This is a genomic window from Desulfuromonas svalbardensis, from assembly GCF_055389415.1.
The window spans coordinates 104332-130476 of record NZ_AP042416.1 but is presented as its reverse complement, the minus strand read 5'-3'; the positions used below and the strand labels follow the sequence as shown (position 1 = coordinate 130476).

The window sequence follows — 26145 nt, the reverse complement described above, 5'->3', positions numbered from 1 at the left end:
TTAAATGGAACTAGCATTTAAAAAAGCGGTATCCCAATCTTTCCAAACGGCTTCATATCCTTTTTCTTTAATGATGGCGCTCATTTGCTCTGGGCTACGATCATCATCAATCGCAAATTGTTCTGTGTTTTCACCTTCGTTGGCGTGTCCCCCCGGTGAAGTACAGGAGCCCGCACTCATATGGGTAATGCCTAGTGGCATCAGACTGTCGCGAAGTTCTGAACTTTCGCGAGTGGAGAGAAATAATGGTGCATCGGGGATTAATAGTCGTGTTGCACAGACCATCTGCACCAGTTGAGTATCGTCGATGATATGAAAAGGAGCGAACCCACCGTCAGCAGGGCGAATGCGTGGAAACGACACGCTGACATGGCTACGCCAATAGCGTTTTGATAGATAGTTGGCGTGTAGACCGGTATAGAATGCTTCGGTGGCGAAGGGGCCAAGACCAAGTAGCGCACCCACACCGATACGCCGTAGGCCAGCTTCTCCAGCCCGATCCGGGGCATTAAGCCGATTAGTGTAGTTGCGCTTATGGCCGTAGGGATGCAATTGTTCGTAGAGAATGGGATCGTAAGTCTCTTGGTAAAGGGTGAGGCCATCGACACCAGCATTGACCATCTTTTTGTAGCCGTCAGTATCCATAGGATACACTTCGATACTAATGGAGCTAAACAACGGCTTAATCCGTTTGACCGCTGCCTCAAGATAGCTGTTGTCCTCCATCTTTTTATGCTCACCTGTTAATAACAGGATGGCGCGGAAACCGTAGTCATGAATAATCTTGGCTTCTTTTTCAATCTCGTCGAGTGTTAGCGTCGCCCGAGGTATTTTGTTGCTGGCGTTAAAGCCACAATATTTACACCCGTTACTACACTCGTTGGAGAGATACATCGGCGTGTAAAGTTGAATGGTATTGCCAAAGCGCTGTTTGGTAATTTGATGGGCTTTTTGCGCCATTGTTTCAATATAAGGTTGTGCAGCTGGCGACAACAGGGTTGCATAGTCGCGCATGGTTAAGCGTTCGGCTGCAAGAGCCTGTTCAACCTGATTCGTGGTGGTATTTGCTATCTGCTCTTGGATCAGTTCAGCGGGATACTTTTGTATTTCGTCGGCGAAACTCATGATTATTTATCCCTCAAAAAGCCAGTAAGAGGGCTGGATGCTTCAGCTTGATTCTGTTGCTTTCCTAGTCCGGCAAGGTACGCTTCACGGCCTGCTTCAACCGCTTTTCCAAAAGCCGCTGCCATCATTGGAGGGTTGGCCGCAACAGCCATCGCTGTATTAATCATAACGGCATCGGCACCAAGCTCCATCGCTTCAGCAGCGTGAGATGGTGCACCTAATCCAGCATCAACGACCACGGGAACAATGGCTTGCTCAATAATGATGGCAACATTGTCACGGGTTTTTAAGCCCTTATTGGTGCCGATAGGAGCGCCAAGAGGCATCACCGTCGCCACACCAATTTCTTGAAGGCGTTTGGCTAGCACAGGATCGGCATTGATGTAGGGGAGAACAATAAACCCCTCTTTAACGAGAATCTCAGCAGCCTTTAAGGTCTCAATTGGGTCAGGTAAGAGGTAGTAAGGGTCGGGAGTTACTTCAAGCTTAATCCACGGCTCACATCCCGCAGCGCGTGAAAGTCGTGCAAGGCGGATCGCTTCTTCGGCATCGCGAGCACCACTGGTGTTGGGGAGTAATAAATATTTAGTGGGGTCAATATGGTTGAGGAGGTCATCTTGTTGGTCCTCAATGTTGACGCGTCGTAAAGCGACAGTAACAATTTCACCACCCGATGCAGCAATGGTTTCAGCCATTTGAGTATTCGAAGCAAACTTACCTGTGCCAACCATTAGGCGGGAGCGAAACGAGCGACCTGCGATGATTAAATCATCCATGATGTGAGCCTTTCTGTACCGAGTTTGTTCGCTCAGTATTTATTATCGTAAGTGTACACGGCAGAGAAACTTCTCTTAGCCAGTGTTTGTGTATGTAGCAATAGCGCGATTTCAGCGTCGATTTAGCCGCCGCCCACAAAGTTGACGATCTCGATGGTATCGCCCGCTTGTAATGTGATCGTCGCAAACTGTTCGCGTGATAAAATGTCGCGGTTGTATTCAATAGCAATACGTTTGTCATCTAAACCCATCTCATCGATTAATGTGGTGAGATTTGTGCCCGGATCAACGGTGCGGGTTTGACTATTGATGGTGATTTCCATAGTTTATTTCTCCTCAATCGGATCAATCCCCAGTAACAGGCGGATCACTGTATTTGCTTGATGGTGAGCTGCAATGCCAACGCGTGGCGCCATGAGTCCTGTCCCCGGTTGAACCGCAGTCGTTCCGTCGCCGCAGATGTAGAGGTTTCCCAGTGCGCGGCGTGTTGTAATGCTATTGCTCGGGCCGTAGCCAGCCATTCCCGATGCCGCTACCAGCGGTTTATGTGGAAATGTGCGTAACCAACATTGACTGAGCATTGCTTTTGCCTCGGGGCAATCAAAGGCCTCGACCATCACATTGGCTTCAGCAAACAGTGTGGGAATATTATCTTTATCGAGGGTGATGGTTTCACACTCAAGCGTGCTAAATGGGTTGATGCGTCGCAATGTTTCACTCAATGCATCCACTTTCGGTTGACCAATTTGGTCCAGAAAATAGTGTTGCCGATTGAGGTTCGATGGTTCGACGACGTCGTAATCGGCAATGATCAAGTGACCGACTCCGCAGCGCATAAGGGCGATGGCGATGGCCGAACCCAGGCCGCCAGCACCGGCAATTCCCACCGTGGCATTCTTGAGTGGTTGGTGGACTTCGGGGGTATGGCGAGCTAATAGCAGTGCTTCAAGTTCGTCAATATTAGGCTGTTTGCCGCGCTGAATCAGAACAATGCGCTCTGTGCCATCTAATGATTGATCACACGTGCTCGTGATACCGTTGCAGATGATGAGGTCGGCGTTGGGGGCAACGGTGTCGCGCACTTGAAATAAGCTGTAGTGATCAGGAAACTCACGCAATTTTTCGTTGACCATGATCTGCATAATTATTATCGATAGGCTTAAACGCTCAGCCTTAACCCTGTATCAGTGATTCAATGACTTGTGCTCTTTACCGTCGAGTGTCGTACTGATTTAGGTTGAATAGAAAAAGGTCGCGAAAGCGACCTTCGCTGGGATCACTCCCAGTTTCAGCGCCGCTTCCCTACGCCGGTATCATCCGGATCAGGTTCTAAGGGTCGTCCAATCGCTTGGACTCTCAGTAATAAACTCCCCTAGGGCATCAATGTAACAGATAAAAACTATCAGCCCCGCTTTAGGGAAGTCAACTTTTTTATCGGATTCACATTGATTTTTTTTGGTTCATCTGCTTATATCGGGGACTTTAACTCTCCCGTTATTTATAAACTAAGTTTAGGAGCAAAAATGAGTATTTCAGAACGATATCGCGAATTGGTTACTGAGGTGCAGAGCTTAATTAAGGCGTTACGTTGTGACGAGCAGAGTGATGCAACCGAACGTGTTTTTCGGGTGATAGATCAAGCTGTGGCAATTCTTGCTGAGCATGATGAAATGGTTGGCGAGATTCCAAGGATGAAAATTGAATCCGTGTTAAGCCCTGTGCTACTCGATTCGCATAATTTATTTGATCGCGCGCGGTTACTCCTTGAAGAGGATGAGTGCGATGATGAAGCCGCTAAGGTGTGGGCTGTTCAGAAGAAACTGTATCGCTTGCTGAATGAACTTTAGGCTCGACAGGCTCTTCTTGTTGATCCTCTGGCTGCCGCGAGTCAATGTAGCAGACTTTATTGCGGCCACTGTTTTTTGCTTGGTAGAGAGCTTGGTCAGCTGCTTGCAGCAGTTGATCGACGCTCTCAATTCCCGCCCCCGGATAGCCTGAGACACCAATGCTAACCGTGAGTTTCAGGTCACGAAGTTCACCACTAAATGCTAAGTTTTTAACCGCAACTCTTAGCCGTTCTGCGACCTCAAGTGCGCCATCTATTGGCGTATTAGGGAGCACGAGGGCGAATTCCTCCCCACCAAAGCGTGTGGCAACATCATACGGCCGCAAGTACTCTTTGAGTATCTTTGCTAATGTGACAAGAACCGTGTCACCGTTAAGGTGGCCAAAGGTATCGTTAATCAGTTTAAAATGATCAATGTCGAGCATTAGCAGGGTTAAGGTGTCTTGTGAGCGGCTATGGCGTTGAAACTCCTTGCCGAGTGTTTGCATCAATTTGCGACGGTTAAAAAGTCGTGTCAATGAGTCGGTGCTCGAAAGATTAAGTAGTAGACGATTGCTACGTTTGAGGTTGTCTTGCATGGTTTTCATTTTAAGTTGAACTTTAACGCGTGCGACCAGTTCACCGTTATCAAAAGGTAAAACGATATAATCACTCGCGCCCAACTCAAGCAGTTCAATTTTCTTTTGGGTGTTATTGTCCGAGGTGAGAATGACAACGGGGATATCGCACAACTCATCATTTAGCTGTAGCCTGCGCAACAGTTCCGTACCTGACAGCTCAAACAATTGTAAACCACATAAAATCACATCAATGTCACTGTTGTGGATAATGGCTAACCCTTCAACGCCACTACTTGTTTCGTAGTACGAATTGAACGGAGAGCTCTCCTTCAGCGCGGTGATGATTTTGTGTCGAATTGTGCTCGAATTGTCGATGATCAGGACGCTTGGTCCCATAATTTATATCCTAATGATATCTGTTAGTTAACTTTTAGTACGTGGCAACTGGTGAGTTAAATACACCCTCAATTGTTCACACTACATATCGACACCAGCCCCCACACTCTTTATATCGTTTTTTAATTTTATTTGTAAAGAGTCGCTCTTTTTATTAAAACAGTTATTTCGTTTTTACTGACACGGGTTATACTTAGCTTATGAAGGTAATCTTTAATCGAAGGGAGATTGATGATGGCACTGATTAAAACATGGTACGACGTGGATGCGGCAGCGGATAAGTTTGGCCTCAAAAAGGCGACGTTGCTTTTTTGGGTTGATGAGGGTGTCGTTCGCTGTGAACGTGATGGTGGTGATGTTTTATTGGTTAATATTGATGATGTTCGCTTGCAGGTTGCTGATAAGAATGACGAGGAATCGAAGGGATAATTAAGTCGATGATAACGTGCGATGTAGCGGTAATTGGTGGTGGAATTGTCGGGGCTGCGACGGCCTTAGCATTGACCGAGCAGGCTCCGGGGCGTCGGGTGGTTATTCTCGAAAAAGAGAGTGACTTGGCACGTCACCAAACAGGCAATAATAGCGGTGTGATCCATTCGGGCTTGTATTATCGCCCCGGATCTCTTAAAGCGAAAAATTGTGTTGAAGGGCGCGACGCGCTCTATCGCTTTTGCGCTGAGCATCAAATCCCGCATGATCGTTGTGGTAAAGTGGTGGTGGCAACAAACGAAAGTGAGTTGCCAGCATTAGATGAGCTGGAAAAACGTGGACAGGCCAATGGCTTAACAGGGATAGAGCGACTAGACGCTGCCGGGTTAAAGCGCCATGAACCTCAGGTTGAGGGGATTGCAGGCCTGTTTGTTCCAGAAACGGGTATTGTTGATTATGTCAAAGTCACCCAAGCCTATGGTCGTTTGGTCGAAGAACGTGGCGGCCAAATTATCACCAATGCTGAGGTTCATCGTGTTACGCCTTTGGATGAGGGGTTTGATCTATTGACCTCACAGGGGACGGTGCGCGCCTCTTTTGTTGTTAATTGCGCGGGGTTGCACTGTGACCGTGTTGCGCGCATGTGTGGTATTGAACCTGGTTTACGGATTATTCCATTTCGCGGTGAATATTATAAGTTGAAAAAACAGCGGCGTGATTTAGTGAATCATCTCATTTATCCCGTTCCTGATCCTGAGTTCCCATTTTTAGGTGTCCATTACACGCGAATGATTGATGGTGAGGTTGAGGCGGGGCCGAATGCCGTGCTGGCCTTTAAGCGCGAAGGCTATCATCAATTGAGCTTTTCACCGCGTGATGCATTTGAGATCTTGACCTATCCCGGATTTTTGAAATTAGCTCGGCGTTTTTGGAAAGTTGGTTTTCAGGAATATCGTCGCTCATGGTGCAAGCAAACGTTTGTCAAAGATTTGCGCCATCTGTTGCCATCCTTACGAGCCGACGATATATATCGTGGCGGTGCGGGGGTTCGTGCTCAGGCTGTCGCCGACGACGGTACGTTGTTGGATGATTTTCAGTTGATCGAACAGGCTGGAATGGTTCATGTACTCAATGCGCCATCGCCTGCAGCGACCGCTTCATTAAGTATTGGTCAAACCATTGCAGCAAAAGCGGTTGCCCAGTTTAAACTTTAGCTAGATGTTTTGGTGTGGGTTTGGATGGTCGAATCAAATAAAATAGGGCGCACGACCCAGCGGGTCGTGCGCCCTATTTACAATCAATTGTCACTACGTATATTTATTTCAACGGCCGACCGTTGATTTTTTTGAGTCGATCATGGGTTGAACGTAACAGGCGTTCGGTGGTGGTCCAATCAATACATTTGTCGGTGATCGAAACACCGTATTTAAGTTGATCTGGTGCACCAATCGATTGATTTCCTGCCTCAAGATTACTTTCAATCATCAACGAATTGATGCTGGTGTTGCCATTGGAAATCTGGTCGAGGACATCGTTGATCACGTTCTCTTGCAGGTTGTGATCTTTGTTTGAGTTTGCATGACTACAGTCAACCATAATTGCAGGGCCAAGGTTGCGTGATGTCAGTTTGTCTTCGGTTATAGCAATATCGCTGGGCTTATAGTTGGGCCCGCCACTTCCGCCACGCAACACAATATGCGCATTAGGATTGCCACAGGTTTTGACAATGGAGATTTTGCCGCGACAATCAATACCTAAAAAGCTGTGCTCGTGCTGCGATGCACTCATGGCATCCATGGCGATTTGCAGATTGCCGTCGGTGCTGTTTTTAAAGCCGACGGGGAACGATAAGCCGCTCGACATCTCGCGATGTGGTTGCGATTCTGTAGTTCGTGCGCCAATTGCTCCCCAACTGATTAGATCGGCAAAGTATTGCGGGGTGATGGTGTCGAGCATTTCGGTCGCAATTGGCAAACCGAGGTCGGTAATGGCGCAAAACAGTTGGCGCGCGATGCCTAACCCTTTTGAGATCAGGTGGGTATCGTTGAGGTCAGGATCATTGATGAGCCCTTTCCAGCCCACTGTGGTACGTGGCTTTTCAAAATAAACACGCATGACAATCAGTAACTGGTCATCAAGCTCTTTAGCAATGGTTGCCAGTTTGTGAGCATAGTCCAGTGCCGCTAAGGGGTCGTGGATGGAGCACGGCCCAACGACAACCATTAACCGCGAATCGCGATTGTGGATGATCTCTTGAATTTGATCACGAGATGAGGTGACAAACTCAGCCGAGAGTTCAGACAGTGGAAATACCTGTTTAAGCTCTTCAGGTGCGATGACTTCGGTGATGCTCTGAATATTTAGATTATTGGTTTGCTGCATGATTGATTGTTCCCCTTGGCGCTTCATGGTAGTTTACTTGGCGTAAGAATACGGCATAAAAAATGGCGACATTTACGTGGTAAATGGTGTGGAAATCCCTCCCTTGTCACCAACAAGACTTTGGCACTCTATCGTGTTCAGAATCAGATGTCAAAAGCCGTATTTAAAAAAATGAGATTGTTTTTAATGTTCTTGTTTGTTTCGTGTAGGCTGCTGTTTTTTAAGGCTTTTGGTCGTGTGTGTTCTGTGATTGATTGTGTAGATTCCAGCGTTCGAAACTGTAGATGTTAGCCTCGAGAATGAGGTGTTTTTTAGCAATGAAAGTGAGAAATGATGATTTTACGTGAACTGTTTTTGGCCGTTGCTGGTCTTGTTGATTTAGCTTTTACGATCTATATTTTTATCATTATTGGTCGCGCTGTTATTTCGTGGGTCAACCCTGATCCATATAACCCTCTTGTTCGATTCTTACATGCCGCGACCGATCCTGTTTTGAATCGTATTCAACGTTATGTCCCGCTACAGTTTGGTGGTATCGATTTTACCCCGATAGCACTGCTGTTGGCGTTGTCGTTTTGCCAAAGGATGATTGGCGCTGTTCTCACTTCCATTGCGTATAGCTTTTAATGGTTGTGGTTCCTGTGGCACAGCCTGAGTGGGCTGTGGAACGTAATGATGGCATTGTTTTAGCGATACTCGTGCAACCGCGAGCCAGCAAGAATCAACTGTGCGGTGTTCAGGGTGAAGAGTTGAAAGTCCGTTTGACCTCTCCTCCTGTTGATGGCGCAGCAAATAAATTATGTCGTGATTTTTTTGCCAAGTTATTGCGCTGTTCAAAAAGCAACGTGTCGTTAATCAGTGGCCATAAAAGCCGGCATAAACGATTATTGATTGAGGATTTGACCCGTCAGCAAGTGGTTGAGGTGATTCAAGATCTTTTGAGAGTTTAAATCAATATTTAGAGTAATAAGCTATTTTTTAGAAAGGGATCACGATGCAACCATTTATATTTCATAATCCAACAAAAATTGTTTTTGGACCTAACATGGTCAATAAAGTGGGCAAGAGTACCGCCAGCTATGGCACGAAAGCGTTACTCGTTTATGGCCAAAATAGTATCAAGCTCAGTGGTGTTTACGAGCAGGTTACCGCGTCGTTACAAGCAGCTGGAGTCAGCTGGATTGACCATGCGGGGGTAAAGTCGAATCCTGTTTTGAGTCATGTTAATGCAGGCATTGCCTTAGCGAAGCAACAACAGGTGGATGTAGTTGTTGCTGTTGGTGGTGGTAGCGTTCTTGATGAAGCAAAGGCGATCTGTGCCGGAGCCAAAACCGATGGCGATGTATGGGATTTCTTTTGCGATAAAGCTCAAATAGAACAGGCGCTGCCACTGGTTACCGTTCTTACTCTAGCAGCCACGGGTTCGGAGATGAATTCAGGTGGAGTTGTCACCAATGAAGCGACGCAGCAAAAATTTAACCTCGGTTCTCCGCATCTGTTTCCTAAGGTATCAATTTTAGATCCCTGTTTAACGTACACTGTTCCTCTTGATTACACCGCCTATTCGGCCGTGGATGCCATCTCTCATATCATTGAGGGCTATTTCACTAGCAATGATAGCGCGACACCGCTGCAAGATCGTTTTGTTGAGGGCTTGATCCAAACGATTATCGAAAGTACTGAGCAAATCTTGCTTCAGCCTGATCACCCCGAAGCACGGGCGACAATGATGTGGGCGGCGACATGGGCACTCAATGGCTTATCGACGGCCGGGATTGGTGTGTATGGCTTCCCGAATCATATGATCGAACATTCCTTGAGTGCTCTGTACGATGTGGCTCATGGTGCAGGTTTGTCGATTGTGATGCCAGGTTGGATGGCCTACAAGGCCGAACAACAGCCTGCAAAATTTGCTCAGTTTGCCGAACGGATTTTTGGTTGTAGCGAGGGGGATGAGTTCGCCCGCGCGCAGGCAGGAATTCTCGCTCTTAAAGGGTGGTTTGCTAAAATAAATAGCCCTGTGACTCTTAGTGCTGGGGGCATCCCTGATGGTGATATCCCTGCCATTGCCGACAATGCAACGATGCTGGCGCAAAAATGGGGTCTTAGTGAGTATAGCAGTGACGTGATTGCTTCAATTTTGAAGCGCTGTCGTTAATTCATAACGAGGTGGTTGGAAATGAAGATTGTCTCTTTTAATGTCAATGGTTTGCGCGCCAGATTGCATCAGCTCAAAGCAGTTATAGATCAGCATGACCCTGATGTGATTGCTTTACAGGAAACCAAGGTTCACGACGATCAGTTCCCGCGAGCCGATGTTGAGTCGTTGGGCTACCATGTCGAATATCATGGTCAAAAAGGGCACTATGGTGTGGCGATTTTATCGAAAAAGCCACCAATCAAGGTAGTGCGCGGTTTTGTTGCTGATGACGATGATGCCCAACGACGGTTTGTCGGCGGTTGGTATCCAACAACCGATGGCCGGTTGGTGACAGTGCTAAATGGCTATTTCCCGCAAGGGGAGAGTCGTGACCATCCTACGAAGTTTCCAGCGAAAGAGGCTTTTTACACTAATCTGCGAGGCTATTTAGATGAGTTCGACCCTGAGTGTGACCTTGTCGCTGTGGTCGGGGATATGAATGTTGCTCCATGCTCAAATGATATTGGTATTGGTGCTGACAATGAAAAACGGTGGCTACGGCAAGGGAAAAGCTGTTTTCTCCCTGAAGAACGTGACTGGCTCGCTGCCCTAACAGGTTGGGGTTTGCAGGACAGTTACCGCTGTTTCAATCCAGATGTGAAGGATTGTTTTAGTTGGTTTGATTATCGTAGCAAAGGGTTTGATCGAGACCCTAAGCGTGGTTTGCGGATCGATTTGATTTTAACATCCAAGGCACTACAGGAGTGCTGCACCGATGTCGGGATCGATTACGAAATTAGAGCAATGGAAAAACCGTCAGATCATTGTCCCATTTGGAGTCTCTTTGATTTATAGCGTGAGACCTGTACGTTTCTAATGGATTGGTGGTAGTGCGATTGGAAGTTCAATAGTAAAGGTTGATCCTTTGCCAACAGTCGAAGCAACGTGAATTGTACCCCCATGTTTTTCGATAATACCGTGAGAGATGCTGAGACCCAATCCCGTCCCTTTACCAACCTCTTTGGTTGTGAAAAATGGATCGAATATTTTGGAAAGCTGTTGGTCATTAATGCCGCAACCGGTGTCCTCGACCATAATTTGAATATGGTTATTCGCAACCCGACTTTCAATGCTAATTGTCCCTTTTTTACCGATAGCATGTGCTGCGTTGGTGAAGAGGTTGACAAACACTTGTATTAGCTGATTGGGGAAGCATGGCATAGGTGGAGTAGGGCGTAGGGTTAATTTGACTCCAGCGCACCCCTTAAGCTCGTTGTGAACAATGTTCAGAGCACTGTGGATACAATCGGTTATCGTTCCAACTTGTGCCACTTCTTCGCCACTGTGACAGAATATTCCTAAATCTTCGACAATCCTCTTGACCCTAGTCGTCCCCTCAAGAGACTCCTGAATGGCAGCCAGCATATCTTCACGGATAATCTCCAGTTTTATCTCTTTAGCCCTACCTGAAATGTCATCATTAAGCTGTGAATTATTCAACTCAAAAAGTTGTGACAATAGTTGGTCTGTAAATAGGTTTATGCGGGATGAATAGCGCTCAATTGCACTAAGATTACTTGTTATATAGCCAATAGGGGTATTGATTTCGTGAGCAATTCCAGCGGACAGTTGGCCAAGAGAGGCCATTTTTTCATGTGCCGCAAAGCGTGCTTGGGAGTTTTTCAATTCATCGTGTGTTTTTTTAAGCTTTTTATTTTGCTCTCTGAGCTCGTCACCAATCGTTAGGATTTGTTCAAATTGAAGCCCGTTTTTAAGTGCTAGTCCGCAAATGTCAGCTGTGCTTAATGCAAGGTTGATATAGGGTCGAATATACTCAGCTTGAGCGATCCCTTTAATGCAAACAATCCCAAGCATTTGTTGGTTGTGTTGAATTGCAAATAAAAATCCCTGTTGGTCCATTAGTTGTTTGTAGCCACTGCTATTTAATGAGGTTTCAAAGTGGATAAGCTCTGGGTATGAAATGCTTTGTTCACCCCAAATACTGATTTTCCCAGGTGTTGCACCTGTTTGGCAGCTATATGCGCAGCCCTTAGCATTGAACAGGGTTCCGTACAACGATATGATGCGATCAATGACCTGTTGCTCATTGACTAAACAAGAAATCTCCTTGAGTAACTCAAAGGTGATTGCGTAGTCAGCATTTGTTTTTTGATAATGGGTTATTTGTTGTTTTTGCTGCATACATTCTTCGTGTTGAACGATCTTGTCAATATAGGAAAAGACCCCTTCCATTCCTACGGGGATCGCTTCACAAGGGCAATCTGCGAATGTTGAAAGTTCTTGTAGTTGGTCTGCATAGTCACAGCAAACCCCTGAATCTAAGTAGACGATTTTTTGTATTGCATCATGGAAAAAACTGGGAGCTGTTTGTTTGTTGAATCCCCATTGTTCGATCTTTTCTTTCCATGACTGCAACCAACTTGTCGTGATGAGATAACTGCCAGATTTTATCAATTCACTAATCGTATAGTCACTCGCCAACGGAACAAAACAGTGGTGAGTGATTTGGATTTCACAATTGGCAAAATCATTGGGGGGGGAGGTCAGATTATTTAAACAATCCCCGCCAATGATAATAAGTTTTTTGAACGGTTGGTGCTGCTCCGTCAAGGCGACAATTTGTGTCCAATCAAGTGGAGGCTTACTGCAATTATTGTGATAGGTCGCGAAACATAGCTGAGGGTAGCGCTGAGTCGTGGTAATAAATTCAATTTCTGTTTTAAAGCTTTCGCAGAACAATAGACACGTTTTAGTCATTGGTACCCTTTCTTAATGGATATTGGCCCCAATGATGAGCAGATTTGACAATGTTATGCAGGGTTTCTTCTGATACGTGCCAAGGGATCTCACCGTGGTTGTCTGAAAGGATAAACCCGCCACCATCACCTGCTGAGTTAATGGCTTGGCGAACATGATCATCGACCTGTTCTTTATCCCAACGGCACATTTCGATGCCATTTAGGTTGCCGAAGAGGCCTATTTTGTTTTGGCAGATTATTTTTAACGCTGAGAGCGACTCCATCGCGCTGACACCAATGGCTGCTGTTCCCGTTTTTTGGAGTAGAGGGAGCGTCTCCTGAGCTAAGCCGGAGGCAAGATGCGTAACTGTTGTCCCCTGTATTTTCGATAGGGTCTGGCTGTCTATTTTATGGCCAGTCCTTTTATACATATCAGCAGGAACCATACTCGATGACGCTAGGGGGTTGAAATAGCAGATAGCTGTGGCTCCAGCGTTAAGTTGCGCGTTCGCCCACTGTATACAATATTGCGAATTAAGCTCCATTAGTTGCCAAAAACGGGGTGATTGTTCATAAAGCAGCTCAATATATGCGGCAAAACCCAGTTGCATGACTGGCAACGAAAAAGGGGAGATAACATCGCCAATAATAGGGATCTCTTCGCCGGCGTGTTTTTTTAACCCTGCAGTGACCGTCAGAACGCGTTGTAAAACCTCTGATTTTTTAACATTGGGTGGCTGCAGAAGGTCTATTTGCGAGATCTCTTTTAATAGAGGCTCGGAGTTGTTCGGTGGGCCATCATCAACAAAACGGGTTTTCCCTCCCCAGGCTTCAAGTTCCATTGATGCATAATGGAAGGAGGTGTAGCAGTCGTGGTTGTATTTTTTTTGGAGTAAAATTTGTCCATTAATGACGTTTTCTGGTTTTATGAAATAGTTTTCAATCGACAAATTTAACTCTTTTGCACCATGCAAATTTGGAAATAAAAATACAGGAACTCGATCTGGTTCCTGATGGTTAAGAGTTGTTAGTACGCGTTTCATCGGTGTCCAAACGCTCATAATTGCTCCTTGCTGAGCTGCCGTACGGCGTCCAGTGCTCCGCTCGCTGTTACACTCGTCGCATCAGCGCCGACGTGTTTCCATAAGTTAGGATCTAGACGAAAGGGTGCCCCGCCGACAACTAAACGAGTTTTGAGCCCGTTTTTATCGATCAGTTCTTTTAACGCCTTCACCCGTAATGCTGATGAAAGCATTAACGTTGAAATGAGTAAGATGTCAATTTGTTCCTCATGGATGCGTGACACAACTTGCTCAACCGTAAGGGGGCCATAATCATGAATGATAAGTCCGCTGGCACGCAAGACGGAACAAACAATTCGTTTTCCTAAGGGGTGGGTATCTTCAAGTAAGACGATTGCGATGTTTGGTTGTGAACGGTGTGTTTGTTTTGTATCGATGAGAATTTGTTTTAAAAACTCTTCGCTTAACTTTCCTGCCATAAAAACTTGAGATAAAGAGAGCTGATTATCTTCCCATTCTGAGCCAATTTCTTCAAGTGCTGGAACAAGAATGTTTTCGCAAAAATCTACGGAATCACGAGCCGATTGGTGGAAAAAATCTTGTAACTCAATTCGGTTTAGTGCAAGTAAGTGATGTTTGAAGTTTTGAACGCTTTGCATCTCATTTATCATTTTTTTTCTCAGGTTTCTCGGTGATGATTGGTAGCTTGATCGTAAAGGTTGTCCCCTTGCCGATTTGGCTGTCAACACTAATTTCACCGTCATGGTTCTGGATGATCTCATAGCAGATACTCAGCCCGAGGCCTGTCCCTTTGCCAACGTCTTTTGTTGTGAAGAAGGGATCAAATATTTGAGAAAGGTTTTCCTCTGGTATGCCGCCGCCAGTGTCGCTAATTTTAATGATAATCCACTGTTGCTGCTCAAGGGTTGATATCGTAATGATCCCCTGACCTTTTATCGCTTGTGCGGCATTGACCATCAAATTCAAGAATACTTGATTAAGCTGTTGCGCCGAGCAATAGGTTCTCGGGATGGGTTGATAGTCTTTTTCAATGCTCGCTTTATATTTAATTTCGTTCCAGGCAATGCTGAGTGCTGAGTCGAGGCACTCATGAAGATCAGCAACTGCCGTGGCCGAATCGTCGACACGTGAAAAGCTTTTTAGGTTTTGAACAATGACTTTAATGCGTTCAGCCCCCTCAAGTGATTCATTGACTAAATCATCGATATCATCTTGGATAAAAGATAATTTTATTTTCTTTTGTTGTGCTTTTAACAACTGTGTCATTTCTGGATTAGAAAGTGGTTCGAGTGATTTTTCAAGAAAGGTAATATGGTCAATCAGTCGTGCGGTGTATTTTTTTAAACTGACCAGATTACTCGTAATAAACCCCGTTGGATTGTTAATCTCATGTGCGACTCCAGCAGCGAGTTGACCAATTGATGCCATTTTTTCTTGGTGAACCATTTGGCTTTGTGTCGACTTAAGGTGTTCATATGCTTCGGTGAGGTCGTGGTTCATTTCACGCGACGCGGTTTCATCATGTAATGTGATGATTTGTTTTATGTTGGTCTCAATGTGGGGGTCTGAAAGTGTAAAAATATGATATTTAAGCCATTTGTTGTGATCCGTATCGTAAAACTGTCCCTCTGTAGGAATATTGTCTTGTTTCGAAATCTCATCGGGTAGAATTGATGTCCACTCTTTGCCAATAAAATCAGAGATTTCAATGTTGAGCAACTTCTTGATGGTTCGGTTGGTTCGTTGAACAATGCCATCACTATTGGCTAGGATGACAACATCATTAATACAGTCGAGTGACCACTCCCACTCTCTTTTGCCTGTTTCAACGAGTTTAAAGAGTGCTTGAAGTTCTTCGTGTTGTTCGATTACGCGCTCTTTGTCAAGAATATGTTGAGATATGTCAATTTTTGCGACGAGGAAATGGCTTAACTTCCCAGATTTATCGAATATTGGTGAAATCCTAGTCGTGTACCATTTGCCAAACTTTTCTGCGCTATCTTCTTGCCATATCTCCCCTTTTTCTACTGCCGCCGTTATCTCTTTGATTTTTCGTTGGGATTTGTCGAGTAGAGGCAGAGTGTCACCCGCGCTGAGAAGGATCGTACCCGTTTGCATTGCTCTAAATGCAGGATTCACATATTCGATCACACCATTACGGTCTGTAATAACGATCCCGTACTGATTCTGTTCGACAGCAGTGGCTAGTTTTTGATTGTTTGATTCAGTTCTTTTTATTTCGGTAATATCAATAAAGTTGCCAATAAAGCCTTTGACTTCACCGTTACTATTAAAAATAGGGTTGCAGTTGTGTTCAACCCACACGGTTTCTCCTGACGCATTGATAATGCGGAGTTGAAACTGGTTGTGATTGCCGTGTATATGTTTTTCTATCCACATAGTCTGGTCATCAGGGTGAATGATTTGCAGCAACAGATTATTGTTGTTAATAAAATCATCAGCACTGTAACCGGTAATCTGCAAACACGATATTGAGATGAATCTAATTGTATCGTCAATATCCCTCCAAAGCAGGAACTCATGGCTGTACCTTGCACAGGTAGAAACGAGAACTTGTTTCTCCTCAAAAGACATCTTTGACGGAAAGGAACCAAATGCTTGCATTACAGATATATTTTCAAGCTCTGACGTCATAGTACCTCATTTGATAATTGATTAACTTAGTCGTTCAATTTAACGTAGAGGTCGTATTTGATCTAGTTATTTTTTAAAGTGTTTCTGAGCTTTCCAATGGTGTAATAGTTTGATAGCTTGATATAATTATTTAAAGTATAAATATTAGGAAGTTGTTGAAGGGGGTAGCGTGGACTCTTTGTTGGGGGAAAAAATGGTTAAAATTTTATTTGTTGATGATGAACCTAATATCTTAAGAGCCTTAAGGCGTTTGTTTATTGATGAAGATAATTATGAATTGCTGATTGCTGAGTCAGGTGATGAAGGACTGAAAATTCTCGAACAAGAGGATAACGTGTCTGTGGTTGTTTCTGATTACCGCATGCCGGGGATGAATGGAGTCGAATTTTTAAGCAAGGTGCATGACCGTTGGCCTAAAACAATTCGTATTGTTCTCTCAGGATATGCCGATACCGCATCAGTAGTTGAAGCGATCAATATTGGTCATATTTACAAGTTTATCCCAAAGCCTTGGAACGATGATGAGCTCAGGGTTAATATTTCTAATGCCGTTGAAACCTGTAGCTTAAATCAAAAAAATGATACCCTTTCCGAAGAACTTTCCCTGAAAAATGATGAATTATCTAACCTCAACACCGGTTTAGAAGAGATCATAAAAGAGCGAACTGAAGCGTTAGAGTTACGCAGCCAAGTATTGCAGTTGTCTCAAGATATCCTTGATACTCTTCCTGTTGCAGTTTTAGGGATTGATATTGAAGATAACATTGTTCAGGCGAATTCTTGTGCCAATAAAACCTTGGCACAACAGGGTATTTTACTGGGTGGAAAAGCCTCCAGGTTTTTGTCAAATGATCTTCTTGCCTTTTTAGAACAGGTTAAGATTGAAGGAAGTTCACGTGGGACGGCTATGAGTTCGGGGGAATTATTCACTGTAGCAGGTTGTTATTTAAACGATGATCGAACACGTGGTGTTGTATTAACCTTACTTCCACAGGGTAGGAGTTAGTCAATCATGCATAAATTTCAGTCTGAGATAGATCTAAGTGGGGTTTTACTCGACGATGCGTGCGAATTAAATTTGTCGGTATCCGCTAACGAAGTCATTCAGTTAATCAATGCTGCTGAGGTAAGTGTTGATACTTTAGCTGATGCGATTATTTCTGACCACTTGTTGACATTGCGAGTAATAAAATTAGCTAACTCCCCGTACTATGGTTTTTCACGCAAAATCAATACGGTTAAGGACGCTATTGTTCTATTGGGGCAGAAGTCATTATTGAATATGGTTTTGGCGTTTTCAATTAAAGGGTTGCATCTCAGCATGGGAACCGTTGAGAAGGGGCTGTGGGAGGAGTCTGCTGCATTAGCATTGGCCGCACAGTTTTTAACACATCGATTAGAAGGTGTTAGCTTGGTTCCCGAAGAGGCTTTCATGGCAGGGTTGCTGTGTAATATTGGGGAGCTGGTTGTGAACAGTAGTGATTCTAAATTGTACAAAAAAGTTTTGGATGAAAGTCAAGAGTCTGGTCAACGAGATGAGTATTCTAAGAAGTTGTGTTCTTATTCGTTTTCAAGAATTGGTGCGTCAATTTTACAGCATTGGAACCTTTCATCGCTTCTAGTTTTGAGCGCATATTATGCCGGCGAGAATGATCTTTGTGGAGATGGCTCGGATGAAATGTACCGTTCCTGTAGCCTCGTATCTTTAGCACGTATGATGGTGTGTGCCCTTAATATTGGGAACTATAAGGCATCTAAGGTTTCGTTTAGCGGCGGTTCTGTATCGATGCTTTTTGATTTAAATCAAGAAATTTTTGTCGCATTATGTGACGAATTTGCCGAAGTCTTCGCTGTGAAAGGAAGTCTTCTCGTTAATTCATGATAGTGCACTTCGCCGTCTACTCCTCAATGTTCTTTACCATCGATTCGGGTTGATCTGCCTTGAGAGTCAGCACTGGGCCATCTGGTGGATCTGTATCATAATACCGCTTAAGAGCCGAAATTGATTCGCTACTTAGAGTCGAGCCTTGTTTTAGTAATAAAATTCCTGTACCGCTGTAAACATCTCGTAAGACAACCATTCCTACTCTTAAATCCATTGGATAAAGTTCTTCACGTATGTCTTCTGGCTCTGATGACTTACTTTCCGAGTAATAAAGTCTGGCTGCCTCGGAAACGATGGGTACAAGGTCTGCGTCGAAGCGTGTTCCCGCTTGGGCATCACAGCTCTTGATAACCTGTTCTAAAACTCCATATATACCATATGTCCCAGAGTTGAACTTACGGTCAATATACTTAGCAATGGCAATGATTCTTGATCCGAGAGGAATTTGATCACCTTTTAGGTGGTCGGGGGAGCCACTGCCGTTGAACTCTTCGGTAATATGGCGAATTAACTTCCCTGCTTCTTGAAGCTCGTTGATTGGACTAATGGCTGTTTGGCTGCGAACGGTATAGGAATTAAAGATAATTTTTTCGCTCGGAGTTAATTCCTCTTCTGGTTTTTTAAGTAGAGTATCAGCGATCGCTAACTTACCAATGCCGTGAAGCAGGGCTGCTGCACGTATGTGCTGTAATTCACCCACTTCAAGTTTTAATAGTTGGGCCGCTTTTGTCGCAATGGCTGCGGTGCTAAATGAGTGGTTTCGGAGACTTTTGTCTCGAAGTGAGGTGAGATCCGAAAAGGCTAGCAGGTTTTGTTCAAAGCTCTCACGCAATGCTCTATTCTGTTTAGCGAGATTTTCATGCTTTTCACGTATGAGATTAGTTTGTGAGAGAACCCGTTGTTTTAACCGGTCATTCCATTGTTGAAGCTCTTTATTTTTCTTTTCTATTACACCGTGTAATCGTAAGTTCTCATTCTCTAAATTATAGTGACGAATGGCATCTCGAACTAAAAATACGAGTTGTTCATCATCCCACGGTTTTGTAATATAGCGCCATATCTCACCATGATTGACTGCATCCATGGTTGCATTGATGTCGGCATAACCCGTTAACATGACACGATATGCTGACGGTGTGATTGCCTTCGCCTGTTGTAAGAACTCAACCCCTGTCATTTCAGGCATGCGTTGGTCCGAAATGATAAGAGCAACGTTCGTCTCTTTGTTCAGAACATCTAGACCCTCAGCACCCGATGGTGCTGTTAATACCTCACAGTCTTCATCCATAAGAACGCGACGCAATGATTTTAAAATCGCTTTCTCATCGTCGACACACAGTATTTGCGGTAGAGGTTGTTCGTTGTCTTCCGACATAGGATTTCTTTCAGACGGCTGCTAGGTTATTTATAATGACTTAGATTTCTCTATCCTAGTTGTTTTTTAGCTGCTTTCCAATATAAATAAATGAAACATTGGAAGTGTGTGACGATTAAATGGGCTGAGGTTAGAGGAGGGTTTAGCGTGGATGAAGTGGAGCGACTGGTGGCACTATTGGATCTTTTGCTGTCGATTTTTAACGCTAAGAGGAAGGTGATTGCAAAGGTTTCTAGGTTGAATAGATAGGATGATAACAAAATCCCCGCAATAGATTTTGATATCAATTAGTAGACCTAAGAAGCTTTGGTAAATTGTAAACATAGAACTTAGCGGCAAAAGCAGTGCTCATCAATGGTAGATGGTCAATTACGATAATGGCTGGTTCGATTTTGTTTCAGGGAAGCTCTTGGCAATTTTCAGCATCGCTGTTTGTAGTTCTGACTGCATCTTCTCAAATCCAGTATCACTTAGCAATAATGTGTTGTCATCGATTCGTTGCATCCATTCTTCTTTTTCAAGCTTCTTGAGTGCTTTAAGCAAGGAGAGTTTTATTTTTGAGTGTTCAGTTGTGTCCCCAACCATCTCTGCAAATTTTTGCGCCAGTTCTACATTTTTGGCATTGATAAGTTGTTTTTGCGCGAACTCAACATTGGCTTCGCGAATGAATTTACTTAAAAATAAAAAAATAACGGTTTGCCACAGCGCATGATTATGTGATGCCATTTTAAATTCCTCCATCAACGTCATCCCCATATTGGGGTAAGTTTTGGCGGGATTGTACCGATCTCATCAGCTTCTGTCTAGGTTTCATCGGTGTTGATTTGAATTTTGCCGTGACTGAGTTCAGTTATGTGCAGGCTGAAAGCGTGAACGTGTTCACGTGGCAGGCGTAAGGTGATGACAACGTTGTCAGCGTAGCGGTGTTCGATGATGTCGACTTCATAGTCGTGATAAAGCATTTGAACCTGCTCGAGCAACGGATAGGCGAGGGTGAGTGACAGGGTTTGGTAGTCAATTTTCTCAAGGGTGTTGAGCTGCGCTAGGCCGTTAAGTACCGCATCGGTATAGGCTCTGGCCATTCCCCCTTTTCCTAAACGGGTGCCGCCAAAATAACGTGTTACCACCACACTGATATCACCGATATTAGCATGGAGCAATGCGGTGAGCATCGGCTTTCCTGCGGCACCGCGCGGTTCGCCATCATCGCTCATGCCAGCTTTAAGGGTGGAACCCGGCGCGCCAATAACACAAGCCCAGCAGTTGTGGTTGGCATCGGCAAACTCTCGCTGGATCTGCTTAATGAATTCACGACTGTGTTCGCGGCTGCTGGTTGCTTGAATCGTGGTGATAAAGCGGCTGCGTTTTACCTCAATTTCACTACGCTGCATCGCTTTAGGTACAAGGTAACGATGCAGCGGCGATGATTGATTCACGATTGCGAAAATGAAACGTTAACATCTTCACGATGGGCAGGGTTGATCTCCCACAGTGTCTTTTTAGTGAAATTGAATTTTGTTGCGACAAGAACATCAGGAAATTGTGCGATACGAATGTTGTAGAGATTGGTGTATTCGTTGAAAAATTCACGACGATCAGCGATCTGATCTTCTAGCTCCGAGATCCGATTCCCCAAGCTGCTAAATGCGGCATCTGCTTTGAGGTCTGGATAGCGTTCCGTTACCGCAAACAGCGATTTTAGGGTGTCGGTCAACATGTTTTGGGCGTTGAGCTGATCACCTTCTGTGCGCGCTTCACCAACCATTGAGCGGGCTTTGATAACGGCCTCAAGGGTGTTTTTTTCATGCTGCATGTAGCCTTCGCACACTTTGATCAGTTTGGGTAATTCATCAAACCGTTGCTTGAGCAGTACATCAATATTGCTCCACGATTTATCCGTTTCATTCTTGAGTCGAATAAGACCATTATAGATCATGATGACATAGCTGATGAGAACTGCGAGTAGTAATCCGATAACGCCTAGAACAATAAGTGCAGTCATGAAAACTCCTTAGGATGAGAATAAATCCGTTTTCTGAAACGGTTTAAAGTAGGTTGGAAAACGTACTAACGCGAATAAGCGTCCAAATAAAAGCGCCAACACCGATAGTGAGCAATGGTGGAATATACCAGGTGTAGTTCCGTGTCAGGTTTGCTTCGGATTCTGTTTCAGCAATAATAAAGGGTAGCCCTTTTTGCGCAGGAGCACCAATGACGAGTTGTTGATTGCTACGCTCTTTTGTTTGTTTAAGTTTTTCTTGCAGGGCTTGTTGCTCCATATCGCTGCGAGCGTGATCCCATTCGGCACTATCAATTGTGCCATTACCGTCACTATCGTATGCCATCATTTTATCACGATCTGTCTTCAAGTCGCGCAATTTATTGGCCACCTGTTGGCGGAGATCGTTGTTGCCATTCTTAGACGTGCGCGCAAATCCCATGATATAGAGAATGCTGCCTTCGTGAATAACTTCCTCTTTCCATTTTTCATTGGGATCGTCATCAATTGTGCTGCTAAAGAGAATATTGCTTTGTCCAAATGAGCCTTCATGGGTTGTTTTTGGACTTAGTTTCGCTCCCTGAGGGTCGATTTGAATCTTGCCGGTGTCATCCTCAATGATGAATGGAACCGTGCCACTGGTTGTTATGCGGCTGAGTTGCCATTGTTTGTCGCGGTTAGCACGACGATATTTTTTTAAGCAGTAATAGACGCATGGCTGTTGTGACATCGGTGATACCAGAGCATAGAGCCGTTTAGCGCGACCATGTACTTCGATCATCCCCATTGCTGCCGAACGTGCCTTGCTGGTTGGAGTGTTTTCAATCCGCCGTTTTAATCGCCAAAAGTGGCCTGCTGACCAAAGTGCTGCACCACTAATGAGGGCAGGGACGATACCTGTTTGGATACCGTAGTGGTAAACACGTTCCATCGCATTGTCGTTTTGTTGAGTGAAAAAGACAATGATGATACCAAGGATTCCGGCACCCAGCCGCCAGCCTGACGTATGGAGCTTAATGCCTGACAACGTTTCAATCTCTGGGGGCGGTGGTAATGTCGCTGTACTGGGTTGTTTTGTAACGCTAACGTCATCCTCATCAGGTTCAGAATGGGTGAAAACACCTGCTGTTAACGGCGCAATGATTTCATCAAGTCCCGATGCTTCGACAACTTCTGCGATGATTGGATGCCGTTGATTTGGCTGTAGCTGGGAGTCACTGTTTTGATGCGAGATCTGTACCTGTAACTGTCCGTATCGGGTTAGGGCGAGTTGATTCCGTTTAGGGTCAGCATTGTCGCCTGTATCGTGTAGGCGACAATCGGGTAAAAAGCCAAGCCCAAATTGTCGGTTGATCTCTAAGTGGCTGGCGTACTCTTTGATACAATCGAGAAGGTTGGACAAATTTCCGTTGCGACTTAGGCGGGCTTTATCTCCTAATTGACGGTGATTAAAGCTCCCTGGCTTGATCCTAACAGCTTGGTTAGGTTGATGTTCGTTATCGCCATTGAGCCAATACAGGTCAATGATTGGTGCGTGTTTGAAGATCTCTTGATGTAGCTCCTGTTCGTTCATTGCTGCGGGGGCAGCACCCTGATAGGTGGTGTGAACGAGAAGTCGTTTGACCTGTTTTTCAGCCAGTTTTCCAGACATGTCAGCGACGATGGCCAACAGAGGAGTTTCGCGCTCTAGGATAATCTCTGAATCGTTGCAGTGAAATATGATCTGTTGTGGCTCAATGGTAAGTGCTTTGATTGTGACGGGTTCAAGCGACGTGATTGATGGTTGAATAATCCAGTGCTTGAGGTGATATTGGCGCAGCAGGTTTGCCATAGGACGTAACTGTTCGAGCGGTCCTTTGGCTAGTTGGGCCAACCCATTGCCAAGGAGTCGTTGGCGAATCGTGTATGCGTCCAGTTCCCCCATTTGGGACAACTGCTGAATTATCGGGGTGAGTTGCTCCTGGTCGTAACTCGCTGCAACAATGAGCTGGTGAATATCGTTAGTGGTTTTCATCATGTGCCGGTGTCTGCTGTTGGTGCTGGTATTGGGCAATGTTACACCCTTTGACGATGACTGCAAAAGCCATCAGGGCGATAATTAAAAGAAAGAAACCAAGATAGTTTTCATTCTTTAAGTGTTTTGGATCAGACATCAAGGTGACTTTCGTAAAATTGGAGAGAAAATTGTTTTATATCGTTGGGCGGCTGTTAGCTGAGCATAATCGCAACCCAGCGTAGGTCTTCTGTCGCTTCTAGAGCAATTTTAACAATCATGGTCAGCGGTACAGAAAGTAGCATGCCAACTGGCCCGAGTACCCATCCCCATATCACTAACGACAGGAGAACAACCAAGGGTGAAAGACCGAGTTGTTTTCCCATATAGCGCGGTTCAATAATGTTGCCAACCACAACATTGACAACGACATAGCCCATAATTGCTAGTAATGCGTGGCTGATCCCGTGTTGGATAAATGCCAGAAGAAATGCCGGAACGCTGGCGATGATTGAACCAATATTGGGGACATAGTTAAGCATAAATGCAAGAAGACCCCATAAAACAGGATAATCAACATCGAGAAACAGCAGCCATAACGTAATACTAATTCCAGTTAACAGGCTAACGGCTGTTTTGATCACCAGATAGCCTTGAACACTGGTGGTGATGCGTGAAAATTGGTTGAACGATTTCTCAGGGTTCTTTAGTGCCAATTTGAGTTTGCGCGGCATTGATCTGGCTTCAAATAGAATAAAAATGACGGTGAGCAAAATCAGAAAGCCGTCGGTGAGTACCGCTCCTAATCCGCTTAAGGTGTTCGCCGCGATCTTCATCGCCGCACTGGGGTCAAAATAGTCCAACATGATTTGTGGCGAGATATCGAGACCGCGCTGGTTGATCCAGCCAAAGATGGCGCGCGTCTCGTCATGGAGGCGCTGTTGGTATGTCGGTAGTGTCAGTGAGAAATCGTGTAACGAGGTGCCGATAAACAGGGCTAAGAGCAAGCCTGTTGCCAGTGAGATGCTGATGACAAGAACAATATTGATCGCTGTCGGAATATGATGTTTTTCGAGCCAATTTAGGATTGGTAAACACAATACGGCAATAAAGGCCGCTAGCAGAAAAGGGATAACGAGATCTTGAGCACTCTTGAGCCCAGCAATGATGATCACCATGGAGGCTGCAGCAACGATGAGAGAGAAACACTTAGAGTTGGATGGTGCTGTTTGCATCATGTGAGGTCCTGTCGAGCAAGGGGGCGATCTAATTTAAGAGACGAGTAATTCTAAACCAGATGCGTTGTTTGGTTCAATATAAAATCGGAGTAATCCTTGATCCATTTCTGTGTTATTAATGAAAGGTCTGTTTTACATGATAAGCATGTTCCGATTCTGGTGAGGAGAGATTAAGCATGGCGTTCTTATGTAGGAGCCGCACCTTTTTTTGTTGGATGTTCACGGTTGGAGTGTGTGTTGCCTCATTGATGTTGGCAACGCCTGCACTGGCGGTTAATTGGTTTATGTTGCAAGGTGTTGAGAGCGAAAATGCGCCGAAGTTTCGCTTTGGTGGTTTTGCTCTATTTGATTATCAAAATTCAGGTGGTGGTGATCTTGCTGCTGGGCCGTTCAAAGGTCAACCGATGGCGTCTGGCCTTGTTGGTCCTGATATGAACTCCTCGGCAGAAAGTAATCTGCGAAAATTACGCTTAGGCGTGCGGGGAGCTTTAACCGATCAGTTCTCCTATAGTTTGAAAACAATCTCAGGCAACAATAGTGTGACGGGAATTGATGAAGGGAATAGACTGCGTATTGTTGAATCGAGTGTCACCATAAATTCGGTTCCGCATGCTCGGCTTCGGATCGGTCTGATGAAGGCCCCTGGCGCTGAAGAGTCACTGGGCTTTGTACCGCCTTGTTACTATATTAATCTTACTGGCATGAGCAATATGCTGATGCAGGAGCGCTTCTTTGAAGCTGATGGGCAAGATCCAACGCAAGAAAACAATCCTGTAATTGCAGGGTGTTGCCGTGATATTGGTGTGATGATATTTGATGCATTTCACTTGAGCCAGTGGGAATTGAGCTACGCGGCCATGCTGGCCAATGGCTCTGGAATGCGCTTAAATGATAACAATAGTAATCCCGAAGGTTATATGTATCTTTCTGCAGAATACCTTTTTGGGGCAGGTAAAAAAGTTCACCGTGAAGGGTGGAAGTTTTTTAGTTGGTACCAAGAGGGGCAGCGGACCCTTGAGGTGGGACTAGCTCATGATGAACAAAAGTTTCATCGTTCACGTTATGGTGTCGGTACGGCGTTATTGTGGCAAAAGGTTCGCTTTGGGGCTGAAATTATTAAAGCCGATGGAATGATATTTTCTGGTACCGACTTTAACGCCCCCGCAGGAACAGTGAGTACGGATGGTCTTAAGGTGTCGAGTTTTAATATCCGACCAGAAGACCAAGCCTTAGGTTGGTATATCGACTTTGGTTACAAAATCTTGCCCAAGCTTTGGTTGAATGCTCGATATGACCGCCTTAACTTGAATACCGAGACGATGGCGGAAAAAGAGTTTGAAACGGTAACGCTAGGAGTTTTGTGGCAAGTCAGCCGCCACATTCGGGCAAAAGCGAATTATGAGTTTCGTCACGCATGCGCCCCCGATCAACAAACGACATCAGTGGTAAACCAAATCTTGGATGATCTACCAGATCGTTTCTCCGCTCAGTTGCTGTATCTATTTTAAGCGAAGGGTTAGCAGGCGGTCGGATTTAACGTGTAC

General features: G+C 45.0%; 27 protein-coding genes and 1 riboswitch. Of the genes, 10 read left to right on the top strand and 17 right to left on the bottom strand.

Translation table 11 applies throughout. The features are described 5' to 3' along the window. The 4 genes from thiH to thiF all read right to left on the bottom strand — a co-directional run bounded on the left by thiH (position 1) and on the right by thiF (position 3043). Entirely contained in the window at positions 1 to 1125 is a 1125-nt protein-coding gene (gene thiH, locus ACZ5KY_RS00650; protein WP_464241980.1) for a 2-iminoacetate synthase ThiH, read from the bottom strand. Positions 1126 to 1127: 2 nt separating this feature from the next. Beyond that, entirely contained in the window at positions 1128 to 1901 is a 774-nt protein-coding gene (locus ACZ5KY_RS00645; RefSeq protein ID WP_464241979.1) for a thiazole synthase, read from the bottom strand. Positions 1902 to 2023: 122 nt separating this feature from the next. After that, complete coding sequence (gene thiS / locus ACZ5KY_RS00640) at positions 2024 to 2224, bottom strand: sulfur carrier protein ThiS (protein ID WP_464241978.1); 201 nt, start codon at positions 2222 to 2224, stop codon at positions 2024 to 2026. A 3-nt stretch (positions 2225 to 2227) separates the two neighbouring features. Continuing rightward, complete coding sequence (thiF, locus tag ACZ5KY_RS00635; RefSeq protein ID WP_464241977.1) at positions 2228 to 3043, bottom strand: sulfur carrier protein ThiS adenylyltransferase ThiF; 816 nt, start codon at positions 3041 to 3043, stop codon at positions 2228 to 2230. Positions 3044 to 3183: 140 nt separating this feature from the next. After that, positions 3184 to 3285, bottom strand: a riboswitch (TPP riboswitch). A 139-nt stretch (positions 3286 to 3424) separates the two neighbouring features. On the opposite strand from thiF, the gene ACZ5KY_RS00630 reads away from it, so the two are divergent. Further along, positions 3425 to 3748: a hypothetical protein gene (locus ACZ5KY_RS00630; RefSeq protein ID WP_464241976.1), complete on the top strand. Its 324-nt coding sequence runs from the start codon at positions 3425 to 3427 to the stop codon at positions 3746 to 3748. Here the strand turns inward: ACZ5KY_RS00630 and ACZ5KY_RS00625 are convergent. Continuing rightward, entirely contained in the window at positions 3696 to 4703 is a 1008-nt protein-coding gene (locus ACZ5KY_RS00625; protein WP_464241975.1) for a diguanylate cyclase, read from the bottom strand. The genes ACZ5KY_RS00630 and ACZ5KY_RS00625 overlap by 53 nt on opposite strands. A 231-nt stretch (positions 4704 to 4934) precedes the next feature. Between ACZ5KY_RS00625 and ACZ5KY_RS00620 the strand changes: the two genes are divergently transcribed. Further along, positions 4935 to 5132, top strand: coding sequence for a MerR family transcriptional regulator (locus ACZ5KY_RS00620; protein ID WP_464241974.1), 198 nt, complete (start codon positions 4935 to 4937; stop codon positions 5130 to 5132). A gap of 8 nt (positions 5133 to 5140) precedes the next feature. Continuing rightward, positions 5141 to 6346 carry an L-2-hydroxyglutarate oxidase gene (gene lhgO / locus ACZ5KY_RS00615; RefSeq protein WP_464241973.1) on the top strand — a complete coding sequence of 402 codons (1206 nt, stop codon included), beginning with the start codon at positions 5141 to 5143 and terminating at the stop codon, positions 6344 to 6346. 103 nt (positions 6347 to 6449) lie between these two features. Here the strand turns inward: lhgO and ACZ5KY_RS00610 are convergent, their stop codons facing one another. After that, positions 6450 to 7514 carry a 3-deoxy-7-phosphoheptulonate synthase gene (locus ACZ5KY_RS00610; protein WP_464241972.1) on the bottom strand — a complete coding sequence of 355 codons (1065 nt, stop codon included), beginning with the start codon at positions 7512 to 7514 and terminating at the stop codon, positions 6450 to 6452. A 330-nt stretch (positions 7515 to 7844) separates the two neighbouring features. Here ACZ5KY_RS00610 and ACZ5KY_RS00605 point away from each other — a divergent pair, with 330 nt between their 5' ends. From ACZ5KY_RS00605 to xthA, 4 genes are read left to right on the top strand one after another with little or no spacing between them, the layout of a single operon-like run. Continuing rightward, positions 7845 to 8141, top strand: coding sequence for a YggT family protein (locus ACZ5KY_RS00605; RefSeq protein ID WP_464241971.1), 297 nt, complete (start codon positions 7845 to 7847; stop codon positions 8139 to 8141). A gap of 14 nt (positions 8142 to 8155) precedes the next feature. Next, positions 8156 to 8464: a DUF167 domain-containing protein gene (locus tag ACZ5KY_RS00600; RefSeq protein ID WP_464241970.1), complete on the top strand. Its 309-nt coding sequence runs from the start codon at positions 8156 to 8158 to the stop codon at positions 8462 to 8464. Positions 8465 to 8508: 44 nt separating this feature from the next. After that, positions 8509 to 9672 (top strand): iron-containing alcohol dehydrogenase, encoded by a 1164-nt coding sequence (locus ACZ5KY_RS00595; RefSeq protein WP_464241969.1) that lies wholly within the window; start codon positions 8509 to 8511, stop codon positions 9670 to 9672. A 21-nt stretch (positions 9673 to 9693) separates the two neighbouring features. Then, positions 9694 to 10509 (top strand): exodeoxyribonuclease III, encoded by an 816-nt coding sequence (gene xthA, locus ACZ5KY_RS00590; protein WP_464241968.1) that lies wholly within the window; start codon positions 9694 to 9696, stop codon positions 10507 to 10509. Positions 10510 to 10527: 18 nt separating this feature from the next. Here the strand turns inward: xthA and ACZ5KY_RS00585 are convergent, their stop codons facing one another. Genes ACZ5KY_RS00585 through ACZ5KY_RS00570 form a run of 4 tightly spaced genes read right to left on the bottom strand, consistent with a single transcriptional unit; the run spans position 10528 to position 16111 of the window. Beyond that, the gene (locus ACZ5KY_RS00585; RefSeq protein ID WP_464241967.1) at positions 10528 to 12432 is read right to left on the bottom strand and encodes a sensor histidine kinase; all 1905 of its coding nucleotides are present in this window, start codon (positions 12430 to 12432) and stop codon (positions 10528 to 10530) included. Next, complete coding sequence (locus tag ACZ5KY_RS00580) at positions 12425 to 13474, bottom strand: uroporphyrinogen decarboxylase family protein (protein ID WP_464241966.1); 1050 nt, start codon at positions 13472 to 13474, stop codon at positions 12425 to 12427. The genes ACZ5KY_RS00585 and ACZ5KY_RS00580 overlap by 8 nt, the downstream gene beginning before the upstream one ends. Beyond that, positions 13471 to 14106, bottom strand: a complete 636-nt coding sequence (locus tag ACZ5KY_RS00575) for a cobalamin B12-binding domain-containing protein (RefSeq protein ID WP_464241965.1) — start codon at positions 14104 to 14106, stop codon at positions 13471 to 13473. Before ACZ5KY_RS00575 ends, ACZ5KY_RS00580 begins: the two co-directional genes overlap by 4 nt. Continuing rightward, positions 14096 to 16111: a PAS domain-containing sensor histidine kinase gene (locus tag ACZ5KY_RS00570; protein WP_464241964.1), complete on the bottom strand. Its 2016-nt coding sequence runs from the start codon at positions 16109 to 16111 to the stop codon at positions 14096 to 14098. Before ACZ5KY_RS00570 ends, ACZ5KY_RS00575 begins: the two co-directional genes overlap by 11 nt. A 193-nt stretch (positions 16112 to 16304) precedes the next feature. Between ACZ5KY_RS00570 and ACZ5KY_RS00565 the strand changes: the two genes are divergently transcribed. Then, complete coding sequence (locus ACZ5KY_RS00565; protein WP_464241963.1) at positions 16305 to 17117, top strand: response regulator; 813 nt, start codon at positions 16305 to 16307, stop codon at positions 17115 to 17117. A 6-nt stretch (positions 17118 to 17123) separates the two neighbouring features. Further along, positions 17124 to 17993 (top strand): HDOD domain-containing protein, encoded by an 870-nt coding sequence (locus tag ACZ5KY_RS00560; protein ID WP_464241962.1) that lies wholly within the window; start codon positions 17124 to 17126, stop codon positions 17991 to 17993. Positions 17994 to 18009: 16 nt separating this feature from the next. Here ACZ5KY_RS00560 and nosR read toward each other — a convergent pair whose 3' ends face one another. The 7 genes from nosR to ACZ5KY_RS00525 all read right to left on the bottom strand — a co-directional run bounded on the left by nosR (position 18010) and on the right by ACZ5KY_RS00525 (position 24601). After that, a complete protein-coding gene (nosR, locus tag ACZ5KY_RS00555; RefSeq protein WP_464241961.1) occupies positions 18010 to 19371 on the bottom strand; it encodes a response regulator c-di-GMP phosphodiesterase, NosR family in 1362 nt (453 codons plus the stop codon). 369 nt (positions 19372 to 19740) lie between these two features. Then, a complete protein-coding gene (locus ACZ5KY_RS00550) occupies positions 19741 to 20097 on the bottom strand; it encodes a hypothetical protein (protein ID WP_464241960.1) in 357 nt (118 codons plus the stop codon). A gap of 77 nt (positions 20098 to 20174) precedes the next feature. Next, complete coding sequence (locus ACZ5KY_RS00545; protein ID WP_464241959.1) at positions 20175 to 20807, bottom strand: YigZ family protein; 633 nt, start codon at positions 20805 to 20807, stop codon at positions 20175 to 20177. After that, the gene (locus ACZ5KY_RS00540; protein WP_464241958.1) at positions 20804 to 21373 is read right to left on the bottom strand and encodes a LemA family protein; all 570 of its coding nucleotides are present in this window, start codon (positions 21371 to 21373) and stop codon (positions 20804 to 20806) included. The genes ACZ5KY_RS00545 and ACZ5KY_RS00540 overlap by 4 nt, the downstream gene beginning before the upstream one ends. Before the next feature lie 43 nt (positions 21374 to 21416). Continuing rightward, positions 21417 to 23387 (bottom strand): GIDE domain-containing protein, encoded by a 1971-nt coding sequence (locus ACZ5KY_RS00535; RefSeq protein WP_464241957.1) that lies wholly within the window; start codon positions 23385 to 23387, stop codon positions 21417 to 21419. Next, positions 23371 to 23523, bottom strand: coding sequence for a hypothetical protein (locus ACZ5KY_RS00530; RefSeq protein WP_464241956.1), 153 nt, complete (start codon positions 23521 to 23523; stop codon positions 23371 to 23373). Before ACZ5KY_RS00530 ends, ACZ5KY_RS00535 begins: the two co-directional genes overlap by 17 nt. 55 nt (positions 23524 to 23578) lie before the next feature. Beyond that, positions 23579 to 24601: an AI-2E family transporter gene (locus ACZ5KY_RS00525; protein WP_464241955.1), complete on the bottom strand. Its 1023-nt coding sequence runs from the start codon at positions 24599 to 24601 to the stop codon at positions 23579 to 23581. 176 nt (positions 24602 to 24777) lie between these two features. Between ACZ5KY_RS00525 and ACZ5KY_RS00520 the strand changes: the two genes are divergently transcribed. Beyond that, a complete protein-coding gene (locus ACZ5KY_RS00520) occupies positions 24778 to 26109 on the top strand; it encodes a hypothetical protein (protein ID WP_464241954.1) in 1332 nt (443 codons plus the stop codon). The last annotated feature ends 36 nt before the right edge of the window (positions 26110 to 26145 follow it).